The following is an 11,577-nucleotide window of genomic DNA, read 5'->3' as shown; positions in this document are numbered from 1 at the left end:
TTTTTTAACTGTCTTCAATAAGAAGTTCCACAAGGCGGCCGCTCTTGATAAAGCTTAGCTCATCAAGATTTTCCTCCAAGGTGTGGTTCTTGCTGTAGCCTGTAGCAATGCCAAGACTAGTGAGGCCCTTGGCATTAAAGATATTGGCATCCATGCCGCCCCCGCCAGCCTCGACACGGGCTGTAAGGCCGAGGCGCCTCAGGGCTTTTTTTGGCCTTTTGAAGGATGGGCGCCGTTTCCTCAATGAGGAAGGGTTCATAAAGAAGTTCTTTTTCCACACTTACAAGAGCCCCCGTCTTTTTAGCGCAGTCTTCAGCATGGGTCTTGACAAATTCAGCGTACCGGGAAAGTTCTTCAAGATTCCGGCTCCTTGCTTCCCCCTTTGCCCAGGCGTCGGCACAGACTACATTGGTTGACTCATTGCCCGTTCCCAGTATGGGGAAATTAGCCACCAGTTCTTCATTCACGCGCCCATCGGGCAGGATATCCAAAATGTGACAGAGAATATGGGCCGCATTGATGCCATTTTCCGGCTCATTACCGGCATGGGCCGGTTTTCCTTTGACGTGGATGGCAAAACGGACATGACCGGGGGCCCCATTGACGAGCCGCCCCAAAAGACCGGGACTGTCCAGGACAAAGCAGCAGGAGCTCTGAAAAACCGAAAGATCCAAGGCCTTACCGCCAAAAAGGCCGGCTTCTTCACCGACGGTGAAGGCAATTTCAATGCGCGGATGGGGATTCCCTGAAGAAAGGGTACGACGTACACCGTCCAGGATAGCACAGATGCCGCTCACATCGTCGGCAGCGAGAATCGTATCACCTCCAGAATACAGCACGCCGTCCTTTTCCCTAACCTTGATGCCATGGCCGTTCTTGACCCGGTCCATATGGCTGCAAAACAGGACGGATCCCTTCCTCGTTCCAGGAAGGATGGCAATGAGGTTTCCCGTATCGCCGCCAAACGTGCGGCCTGCCTCGTCTTCCCTTACGGTAAAGCCCAAGGCTTCCAGTTTCCTTTTTAGAACATCAGCCAGCATCCGTTCCTTTCCGGACGCACAGTCAATGCCTACAAGTTCCCTAAACTCTTCAAGTATGGGTTTCACTAGCGCTTCTCCTTTCTCTCCCCATTATAGGAGGTGAGCCATGATACTGGCAACGATGATGGAAAAAATCGTGACCGATGTAAAGCCTGAAATGACATAAGCCGTCCCGATGCGGGTTGAAAGATAATCCACTTCCTCATCGGTCTCGCCTACGGTCTTTGCAATTTCGTCACTGATGAGCTGCGTTCCAGGATAGCCAATCATCTGGCACATAGCAATACCGATGGCAAGGTCCCTATCCCCAACAATCTTCCATACGGGAAGAACCTTGAATATGACGACAATCCCCAAAAGCGTGAGCGCAAAGACACAGGCCACAAAAAATCCCAGTTGGGGCAGCATGGACAGATCCACTTTGGCAAGGGAAGGCACAATGACGGTAAGGACCCCAAACATGAAAAATCCCGTCGACGCCCCATGATTCTTCATGAAATTGGGCGGCACAAGGCCCAAGGCCCGAAGGCCAATGCCAAAGAGCATACACCAAATGGTCAGGCCCACCCATTTATGGGTAAAGACACCGCCCCAAAAACCGACATAGCTGCACAAGGCTCCAATGAAAAGGCAAATATAGGCGGTATAGTGCCGTCCATGCCGCTCAGCAAAGGTTTGGCGCCGCGGATTGTTTTCTGCCCTTTGGGAAGCAAACACAAAGGTGGGGTCATCTTTTTTGGCACGGCGAAAATCAGCCAAATAACGCCGCGCGGCTCGAAGGCCAAAATAGGAAGCCGGCAAGGTACCGACAAATTTCTGTGTAGCATATAGAAAAGCGGCCAAAGCCGCGGTCAAGGGCAAACCCTTTTCAAGGGCGGCCGCTACCATCGTATTGGTCGCAATCACGCCGCCATTGATGACGGGCGCCGAGGCAAGGGCATTTTCCCAACCAATAAGGGGAATCATGGCCAAACAGCTCACGACAGCAATGATCATGGAAATGATGCTTCCTGCTACGCTGCGCCACTCCCTTTTGAGCATCCTCACATCCACACTGGATCCCATATTAACAAGGAGCATGCCAATGGCAATGGGGCCCAAGGTCCCCAGACCGGCCCGTTTGACGATATCCGGAGGAATCGTATGGGTCAGGAAAAGGATCAGGAAGGTCATCATAATGACAAACAAGGACGAAATCCGCGCCTTCGTAAGGATCGAAATCACATCGCCCAAGGCAAAGACAGCAAGGACAATCAAAAGCGAAGTCCACATTTCCATCAGCCATTCCCCCTACTTCCAGTAGACATACAACAGGATTGTTTCCATAACATATACAAGGATTTTAAATATAGTTAGTTATTTTATCTATATTGTTTATATTTGTCAATGGAAAGCTGACTTTTTGTTTTTTATTCTCAAAAAAAACAGGTCTCATCCCTTTATCTTCCCCTTTGTCGATTCGTTTCTGTTTCAATCCTGACAATTTAAAACAATGCGGTCCTTTTCTTAAAAAATAGCTTGACAAGTCCACAATAGATGGATAGAATTTCACATGTCAACTCAAATAGGTTACAAATCCAATGACGGGAACAAGTACTCTGTTCCACCAGATTACAGAGAGCCGGCGCTTGGTGAAAGCCGGAATCTGGCCGCAGACGAAGATCCTCCCTGAGGAGCAGGACTGAATCCAGTAAGTCCTGACGATTGATCCCCGTTAGTGGAAACGCGTATGTCAGTACGTTGAGTGCCCATTCATCCGGATGGGAATAAGGGTGGTACCGCGAATCATTTCGTCCCTCATGATGAGGGGCGTTTTTTTATACCCTGATTTCCCTGCACTCCAATTGTTATGAAAGAGAGGTCTGTATCATGAGAAGTGATATCACAAAAAAAGGATCCCAACGTTCTGCCCACCGCAGCCTGTTCCATGCCATGGGCTACACCAATGAAGAACTGCAGCGTCCCATGATTGGCGTTGTCAATTCCTTCAACGAAATCGTACCCGGCCATATGCACCTGCGGGAAATTGCCGATGCTGTGAAGATGGGTGTGGCCGAAGCAGGCGGCATGCCCGTTGAATTTCCTGCCATCGCCATCTGTGACGGCATTGCCATGGGCCATGACGGCATGAAATATCCTCTCGCGAGCCGCGAACTCATTGCCGATTCCATCGAAGCTGTAGCGAATGGTCATGCCTTTGACGGACTGGTCATGATTCCCAACTGCGACAAAATCGTGCCGGGCATGCTCATGGCAGCCGGACGGCTCAACATCCCCACTGTCGTCGTCAGCGGCGGCCCCATGCTTGCCGGCCGCTGGAAAGGGCGCGACATCAGTGTCAGCACCATGTTTGAAGCAGCCGGAAAATTTGAAGCCGGCGAACTATCGGCCGATGAAATGGAAGCCATGGAATTCCGAGCCTGCCCGAGCTGCGGCTCCTGCGCCGGCTTATTTACAGCAAATACCATGAACAGCCTGACCGAAGTATTGGGCATGGGGCTAGCAGGTAACGGTACCATTCCGGCCGCTTATTCCGGACGCCGCCGCATGCTGGCAAAAAAAGCCGGCTGGGCAGTCATGGATCTTGTAAAGAAAAATGTCCTTCCCCGCGACATCATGACCCTTGAAGCCTTTGAAAATGCCATTGCCGTTGACATGGCCATTGGCGGCTCAACCAATACGGTTCTCCACTTGCCGGCCATCGCTCACGAAGCAGGCGTCGATCTATCCCTTGACCTTTTTGATGAAATCAGCCGCAAGGCCCGCTATATCACGAAGATGAGCCCTGGCGGTTCCTACCATATGCAGGACCTTGACGAAGCAGGCGGCATTTCCGCGGTCATGAAGGAACTGACAAAAATTGGCCTCATCCATACGGACTGCCTCACCGTGACAGGTCCCCTAAAGGACCGTCTGGCCCATGCTTTCGTCGAAAACCATGAAGTCATCCATGACATTGACAACGCCTACATGAATAAGGGCGGTATTGCCATCCTCAAAGGAAACCTTGCGCCTTTGGGCAGCGTCATCAAGGAAAGCGCTGTGGAAAAAGAGCTTCTGACTTATGAAGGAACAGCCAAATGCTACGATTCGGAAGAAGCAGCCATCAAGGCCATTACGGGCGGTGAAATCAAGGAAGGTCATGTCGTCGTCATTCGCTACGAAGGCCCGAAGGGCGGCCCGGGTATGCGGGAAATGCTCAACCCCACAGCCGTCATTACAGGTATGGGGCTCAAGGTTGCTCTCCTGACGGACGGCCGCTTCTCCGGAGCCAGCCGCGGTGCCTGCGTCGGCCACATTTCCCCGGAAGCCATGGAAGGCGGTCCCATCGCCCTTGTCAAAGATGGGGACAGGATCCTCGTCGACGTTCCGAATCGCCGACTCGAGCTGCTGGTTGATGAGGCGGAACTTGCAAGAAGAAAAGCCGCTTGGAAAAGACCGGAACCAAAAGTCAAGACGGGTTACCTATCCCGCTATGCCCGCCTTGTTACAAGCGCCAATACGGGCGCTGTCATGAAATAATCGAAAGGAAGTCTTACCTATGAAAAACTTTTGTGCCTTGATTGGAAAATATTTCGGCCTCCTTGCCGTTGCGTTCCTTGTCCTAGGCTTTATGGATCCCGGCCTTTTCCGCTGGGTCCTCGGCAAAGTGGGCAGTGTCTCTGTCCTGAGCCTGCTCCTTGGTGTTGTTATGTTTGGGATGGGGACCACCCTGTCCCTTAAGGATTTTGTCCTCGTCTTCAAGCGGCCAAAAGACGTCCTCTTGGGCGCTGTGGCGCAGTTTTTTATTATGCCTTTCCTTGCCTATCTGCTCTCCCGCGCCTTTGACCTGAGTCCGGCCCTTACAGTCGGTGTCGTTCTGGTCGGCACCTGCCCAGGCGGCACATCGAGCAACGTCATTACCTTCATGAGCAAAGGGGATCTGGCCCTATCGGTCACCATGACGAGCGTATCGACCGTCCTGTCACCGATTCTGACGCCTTTTATCACCTATCTCCTCATTGGGGAAAAGATTGCCTTTGATCCTGTGGGCATGTTTTTGAGTATCCTCCAGATCGTCATTCTTCCCATCTGCCTTGGCGTGGCCCTCCGGACCTTCCTGCCGAGACTTGCCCGTGCGGCAACGGACTATACACCGGCTGTCTCTGCCCTTGCCATCAGCCTAATCATCGGCGGTGTCATCGGAGCCAGTAAAGCGGCCATCCTAGCCAATGTAGGCGTCATCTTCCTCGTTGTCATCCTGCACAACTGCCTGGGCTATGCCTTGGGCTTTGCTGTGGCAAGACTGGTCGGACTTCCTTGGAAAAAAGCAGTGGCCCTTTCCATCGAAGTGGGCATGCAGAATTCCGGACTTGCCGTGGGGCTTGCCAAAGCCCATTTTGCCGCCATGCCGACAGCTACTGTGCCTGGTGCTGTCTTTTCTGCTTGGCACAATATTTCCGGTGCCGTCTTGGCCTATCTCTATCTCAACGTCCTCAATCCCCGCTTTGACCCGGATTACGAAAAAGAACAGACCGTCTTGGAATCAGCTCCTGCAAAAGCCTGATCCCCACAAGGAGCTGCCTTAGGCAGCTCCTTTTTTCATAATAAAGGAGGAATCCCATGCTGAACCTACCACCCCTGGAAGCACTCCTGGCCTTTCACGGTCTTTTGACAGATCCTATCATAGCAGCGCTTTCCAAAGCTGCTCAAAGCGGTAAGGCAGCCCCTTCCTTAAGTGCCCAGCTTGTGGAAAAAGCCGAGACCTTAGGGCTTTGGGGCCGCCTTCCGGCCACTTATCTCGTCCACCTTTTGGGAGGCGCCAGCCTTCCCCTGTCCCGCTTTCTGGAAAAAGGGCAGCAGACAGGACCCTCTCTCAAAAAGGCCCTCCAGCATGACCTATCGATTCTCTGGCCCTATCTTTTCCTGGACCCGTGTGACCTTTCCCTGTCCCCGCTCCTAGCTCATTACGAGCCCACGATACACCATGCCCGTAAAGGGGAAATGGCCCTTTTGCAGGCCCTCTTATCGGCCAAGGACCCGGACGAAGGGGCAACAATCGTTTTGTCCCACTACGAAAGCTATGGATCCGGTCTTTTTTCTGAATTTGACGCCTTTCGCCTTGATGAAGACGGCCTCCTTGTCGGTATTTCCGATTTTCCCCATTACGACGATAGGGACCTTTTGGGCTACGAGGCGCAAAAAACAGCCCTCCTTGACAATACGGCCGTTTTTGCAGCAGGAAAGAAAGGTAACAATGTGCTGCTCACCGGGGCCCGGGGAACGGGAAAATCCACCCTGGTCAAAGCCATGGTTTCCCGCTTTGGAGAAAAAGGTCTGCGCCTTGTCCAAATGGAGCGAACCCAACTGGACCACCTGCCCCGTCTTCTATCCCTCCTCGGCCAAGAAAAGCACTATCGTTTTGTGCTTTTTTTGGATGACCTATCCTTTGACGAGGGAGAACAGGAATACAAGATCCTCAAATCAGCCATTGACGGCAGCGTCACGTCCCAGCCGGAAAACGTCCTGCTTTATGTGACAAGCAACCGCCGCCATCTCATCAAAGAAACCTGGAAGGACCGGAAGGATGATGCAGATGATGTCTACCGCGACGACCACACGAACGAGTCCATCTCCCTTTCAGACCGTTTTGGACTCATCCTTCATTATGGCAAGCTGTCCCAAGAAGAATACCTTGATATCATTGCCCATGAACTGTCCAAGAAAGGGATTGCGCTTTCCCGAGAAGAACTCCGAGTCGAAGCCGTGCGCTGGGAAATGGAACATTCTGGGCGCAATGGACGGATTGCCCATCAGTTTGTGACATGGTATGCAGGGCAGTGTTTTCTCAAAAAGGACAAATCTATTTAATCCTGTTTCTAAGGTTACACTTTAATTTATTTTATGGTACATTTAGAAGAAAGATGGATTTTTTTGTTGACGCATTGCCATTTTTTCGCTACAATGCATTCATACTTTTTAACAAGTCCATAACAAAAAATCTAACGATGGGAAAGAGTAACGGGCGTGACCGCTCCAGAGAGCCGGCGGTTGGTGCGAGCCGGTGTTGGGACCGCTTGTGAAAATCCTCCCTGAAGAGAAGTGCTGAAGCTTTGGCGGTAAGTGCTGACGGCCGTTCCCCGTTATAGGAAACGCGTATGTTGGTACGTTTGAGAGCGTCTGGATCTCGTAAGAGGCCAGGAATCAGGGTGGTAACGCGGACTTTTGGATCCGTCCCTTAAAGGGACGGATCTTTTTATTTTAGCAAAAACGGCATCGATGCCGACCAAACGTATCAACCCCCCTGCAAGGAAGAGAAAGAGGTAAAGAACATGGCAAAGGTATTTTATGATCAAGATGTCAATTGGGAAGTACTGAAAAGAAAGAAAGTCGCCATCATCGGCTATGGCAGCCAAGGACACGCCCATGCCCTGAATCTCAAGGAAAGCGGTGTAGATGTTGTCGTAGGGCTTTATAAGGGCAGCCATTCCGCAGAAGCTGCCCGAAAAGCGGGTCTTTCCGTCAAGACGGTCAGTGAAGCGGTTGCTGAAGCGGACGTCACCATGGTCCTCATCCCTGATGAAAAACAGGCCGATGTCTATAAGGACGAAATCGGTCCGAACCTCAAAAAAGGCAGCGCCCTTGCCTTTGCCCATGGATTCAATATCCATTTCAAACAGATTGTGCCCCCTGCTGACGTAGATGTCTTCATGGTCGCCCCCAAGGGCCCAGGTCACCTTGTTCGCCGAACCTTTGTCGAAGGCGGTGGTGTCCCCGATGTCTTTGCCGTTGAACAGGACGCGACAGGAAAGTGTTTCGATCTTGCCCTGGCCTATGCCCGCGGTATTGGGGGAACCAGAGCCGGTGTCATCCAGACGACCTTCCAAGAAGAAACGGAAACGGACCTTTTTGGGGAACAGGCCGTTTTGTGCGGCGGTATCTGCCAGCTCATCACCAACGGCTTCGAAACTTTATGCGAAGCTGGCTATCAGCCGGAAATTGCCTATTTTGAAACGTTCCATGAGATGAAGCTGATTGTGGATCTCATGTATGAAGGCGGCATGGCCAAGATGAGAAAATCCATCAGTGATACGGCAGAATATGGTGACTATACAAGCGGTAAACGGGTTGTCCCGAAAGAAGCCACCAAAAAAGCCATGAAGGAAGTCCTCTCCGATATCCAAGATGGGACCTTCGCCAAGGACTGGCTCCTTGAAAATAAAGCTGGCGGCAGGGCCCACTTCCTGGCTCTGCGCAGACAGGCCGCCCAGCATCCTTTGGAGACAGTTGGTGCCAAACTGCGCGATATGATGCCTTGGCTCCACGACAACGACCAAAAAGACTGATAAGCCCCCAACGGGAGAGAAAAGGAGACCATCATGAAGATGATTGGTGCACGGGCCCTCATTGAGTGCCTCAAAAAAGAACAGGTTCAGGTGGTCTTCGGCTACCCCGGCGGTTCTGTCCTAACGCTCTATAACGAACTGGATCAATCGGACATTACCCATGTCCTTACCGGTCATGAACAGGGAGCTGTCCATGCGGCAGACGGCTACGCCCGGGCAACGGGACATACCGGAGTTGCCTTTGCCACCTCCGGACCAGGTGTCTGCAATATGGTAACAGGCATTGCTACAGCGGCCATGGATTCCATTCCCCTGGTTGTCATCAGCGGTCAGGTCGCCACCACCCTCATCGGCCGTGACACCTTTCAGGAAGCGGATATTTCGGGTATTACGACCCCCATTACCAAACACAACTATCTTGTAAAAAACGTCAAGGAACTGCCCCGTGTCATCAAGGAAGCTTTTTACATTGCTTCCACGGGACGGCCCGGTCCGGTCCTTGTCGATATTGCCAAAGATGTCTTTGATGCCGAGCTTGACTTCTCCTACCCTGATTCGGTCCGCCTCCGCGGCTATAAGGGCAGCATCAAGGGCGACGAAAAAGACATCGATGAAGCCGTCGAAGCCCTCAAAGAAGCTAGGAAGCCCCTCATCCTCACGGGGGGCGGCCTGATTCTCAGTGAAACGGCGTCCTTGCTTCGTACGCTTGTAAAATCCCTTGGTGTTCCTGTCGTCACAACCCTCATGGGCAAAGGGGCCATCCCCGACAGTTGGGACCTCCAACTGGGTCTGGCCGGTATGCACGGATCCTATGCGTCCAACATGGGCATTACCGACTGTGACCTGCTCCTTAGCTTCGGGGCACGCTTTGATGACCGCGTCACTGGTGACGTGGAAAACTTTGCCCCCAACGCCAAGATTGTTCATTTCGATATCGATAAAGTCGAAATCAACAAGATTGTCCATGCCGATATCAGCGTCAATGGAGACTTGCGCTGGTCCCTTCCCCTTTTTATCAAAAAGATGAAAGCCCTTGACGAAAAGTCCCTCCAAGCCCAATATGGATCCTGGCGCGAGAAGGTACTTCTCAACAAAAGACAGCATCCCTTTGCCTCAGTGCCCCAAAAAGGCGTCATTACACCAGAAGCACTCTTTAACGCTGCCAAAACCTATACCGATGAGGATACAGTCATCGTAACCGATGTGGGGCAGCACCAGATGTGGGCCGCCCAGTTCTTTCCTCTTGCAGCCCCCCGCCGCTTCATTACTTCCGGCGGTTTGGGAACCATGGGGTATGGCCTTCCGGCAGCTCTGGGAGCCAAGGTAGGCTGCCCCAAATGCAAGGTTGTCCTCTTTACGGGAGATGGCAGCATTCTCATGAACTGCCAGGAATTTTCCACCCTTCACCGCTATGCGGTCGAAGTCAAAGTCATTGTTCTCCAAAACGGGGTCCTGGGTATGGTCAACCAGTGGCAGCGCCTCTTCTACGGCGGAAGACAGGCGGCATCCGTCATCAATGATTTTCCTGATATGGCAAAGGTCGCCCGCGCCATGGATGTACCAAGTTTTACAGCCGCTTCCCCTGACGACCTTAAACAGGGGCTGGACCAGCTTTTTGAAACACCGGGTCCCGCCCTGCTTAAGGTGATCATTCCGTCGGAACAAAAAGTCTACCCCATGGTTCCCGGCGGCAGGCGCCTTGACGAAATGATCCTTACCGATCCAGAATGGAAAGAAGGTGCTCCTCAATGAGACAGCATTTAGCCATCCTCTGCGACAATAAACCCGGTGTCTTGACCCATGTTGCCGGCCTCATCAGCCGCCGCGCCATCAACATTGAGTGCATCAATGCTGGCTATACGGAAGAGCCGGACGTGACACGCATCAACATCGTCGTCACCGTGGAAAATAAGGCCGAACTGGACCAGGCCATCAACCAGCTAGCAAAACTCATCGATGTAATCAAAGTCGTTAACCTTGATGAAGCCCCTTATGTGAGTTACGAGCTGGCCATGGTAAAGGTTAAGTGCCCCACGCCAACCATTCGCTGCGAACTTTCCAACCTGGCAGAACTCTTTCATGCCAAGATTGTTGACGTCCAGCCGGAATCCCTGGTCTTTCGCATTACAGGCCGAGAAGATCATGTGGAAGCCACCTTGATTATGCTCTGCCAATATGAGATCCTGGAAATTGCCCGTACCGGGCAGATTTCCCTTTCAAGAGGACTTGTTCCCTTAAAGAACTGTTAAGCGCAAAAAATAGCTGAGAAGAATTGTAAATATCATTTCTTCTCAGCTATTTTTTAGTCCCTTATTTTCCCAACCGGCAGCAGAAATCTTTATACCCAATAAAGGTATTGCTCCTACCGTCATATAAAAAACAGTTCTATAATTTATTTTGGGGCGCTAACGTGACCGCCTGGGTGCGTGTCCTCTCAGCGCCTACTTTTTTTCAATAAAAAAAAAGGCATATGCACTCAAATCCCTTACAATTAAAGTGATCAAACAATAAAGAAAGTGAGTTGAATACATATGCTTTCTCTAGATTATATTGAAAAATTAACAGGAATTAAAGAGGACTGGATTCAAAATTTAAAGGAAACGGTATCAGCCTTGGTTTTAGCGGTTCAGCTGCCGCCTCAAGAACACATCTGCCCTCATTGTAAGGCCACTACAAGACGCATAAAGGGCTACTATACGCGCCTCATCAAACATTCCCCACTTCTCCATAAAGAGTTGCATCTCCTGTATCGCCAGAGACGCTATATATGCAGCTGTGGTCACACAGTTAACGAGAAGAGCCCCTTTGCCTCTCCGTATTTCCAAACCTCTTCCTCGCTTCAACAAGTCATGCTCCAGGAGCTGCGTCAACACCTTTCTTTCCAAGAAGCGGCCAGACGATGCCATGTCAGCACCAGCCAGGTCATTCGCGTCTTTAATGAAGTCCATATTCCTCGTCCCAGTCACCTTCCCCGCGTGCTTTCCATCGATGAATTTAAAGGAAATGCTGCCGGTCAGAAGTACCAAGTCATCATCACTGACTCTGAAAACAAGCGTATAATGGACATTCTTCCGGCACGAACCACACCGGCTCTGCTCCAGTATTTCTATCAATTTCCAATGAGTGAACGACGAAAAGTAGAATTTGTCACAATGGACATGTCTATGCAGTTCCGTTCAGTCATAAAAACGATCTTCCCTAAGGCGCGCATC

10 protein-coding genes and 2 other annotated features are annotated in these 11,577 nt (G+C 51.4%); of the genes, 7 read left to right on the top strand and 3 right to left on the bottom strand.

Annotation, left to right across the window (positions count from 1 at the left end; translation table 11 throughout):
• Positions 1–4: 4 nt before the first annotated feature.
• From HMPREF1246_RS10880 to HMPREF1246_RS06820, 3 genes are read right to left on the bottom strand one after another with little or no spacing between them, the layout of a single operon-like run.
• Positions 5–154: a hypothetical protein gene (locus tag HMPREF1246_RS10880; RefSeq protein ID WP_021737068.1), complete on the bottom strand. Its 150-nt coding sequence runs from the start codon at positions 152–154 to the stop codon at positions 5–7.
• Entirely contained in the window at positions 135–1,106 is a 972-nt protein-coding gene (locus HMPREF1246_RS06825) for a peptidase dimerization domain-containing protein (RefSeq protein WP_021737065.1), read from the bottom strand. The genes HMPREF1246_RS10880 and HMPREF1246_RS06825 overlap by 20 nt, the downstream gene beginning before the upstream one ends.
• 24 nt (positions 1,107–1,130) lie before the next feature.
• Positions 1,131–2,318: a hypothetical protein gene (locus tag HMPREF1246_RS06820; RefSeq protein ID WP_021737069.1), complete on the bottom strand. Its 1,188-nt coding sequence runs from the start codon at positions 2,316–2,318 to the stop codon at positions 1,131–1,133.
• A gap of 293 nt (positions 2,319–2,611) precedes the next feature.
• Positions 2,612–2,841 (top strand) — a binding site (T-box leader).
• Between the two features lie 68 nt (positions 2,842–2,909).
• Here HMPREF1246_RS06820 and ilvD point away from each other — a divergent pair.
• The 7 genes from ilvD to HMPREF1246_RS06785 all read left to right on the top strand — a co-directional run.
• Positions 2,910–4,562, top strand: a complete 1,653-nt coding sequence (gene ilvD, locus HMPREF1246_RS06815; RefSeq protein WP_009016365.1) for a dihydroxy-acid dehydratase — start codon at positions 2,910–2,912, stop codon at positions 4,560–4,562.
• 19 nt (positions 4,563–4,581) lie between these two features.
• Positions 4,582–5,586, top strand: coding sequence for a bile acid:sodium symporter family protein (locus HMPREF1246_RS06810; RefSeq protein WP_009016366.1), 1,005 nt, complete (start codon positions 4,582–4,584; stop codon positions 5,584–5,586).
• A gap of 56 nt (positions 5,587–5,642) precedes the next feature.
• Entirely contained in the window at positions 5,643–6,890 is a 1,248-nt protein-coding gene (locus HMPREF1246_RS06805) for an ATP-binding protein (protein ID WP_021737067.1), read from the top strand.
• A gap of 125 nt (positions 6,891–7,015) precedes the next feature.
• Positions 7,016–7,261: a binding site (T-box leader), on the top strand.
• A gap of 90 nt (positions 7,262–7,351) precedes the next feature.
• Positions 7,352–8,365 (top strand): ketol-acid reductoisomerase, encoded by a 1,014-nt coding sequence (gene ilvC, locus HMPREF1246_RS06800; protein ID WP_021737070.1) that lies wholly within the window; start codon positions 7,352–7,354, stop codon positions 8,363–8,365.
• Positions 8,366–8,398: 33 nt separating this feature from the next.
• Positions 8,399–10,117: a biosynthetic-type acetolactate synthase large subunit gene (gene ilvB / locus HMPREF1246_RS06795; protein WP_021737071.1), complete on the top strand. Its 1,719-nt coding sequence runs from the start codon at positions 8,399–8,401 to the stop codon at positions 10,115–10,117.
• Entirely contained in the window at positions 10,114–10,614 is a 501-nt protein-coding gene (gene ilvN / locus HMPREF1246_RS06790; protein ID WP_021737072.1) for an acetolactate synthase small subunit, read from the top strand. Before ilvB ends, ilvN begins: the two co-directional genes overlap by 4 nt.
• Positions 10,615–10,896: 282 nt before the next feature.
• Positions 10,897–11,577, top strand: a 681-nt coding sequence (locus HMPREF1246_RS06785) for an ISL3 family transposase (RefSeq protein WP_021737066.1), incomplete at its 3' end; no start/stop codon positions are given.

Source organism: Acidaminococcus sp. BV3L6, from assembly GCF_000468835.1.
Lineage (GTDB): Bacteria > Bacillota > Negativicutes > Acidaminococcales > Acidaminococcaceae > Acidaminococcus > Acidaminococcus intestini.
The sequence above is the reverse complement of the archived record's forward strand: the minus strand, read 5'-3'. Positions and strand labels throughout refer to the sequence as shown.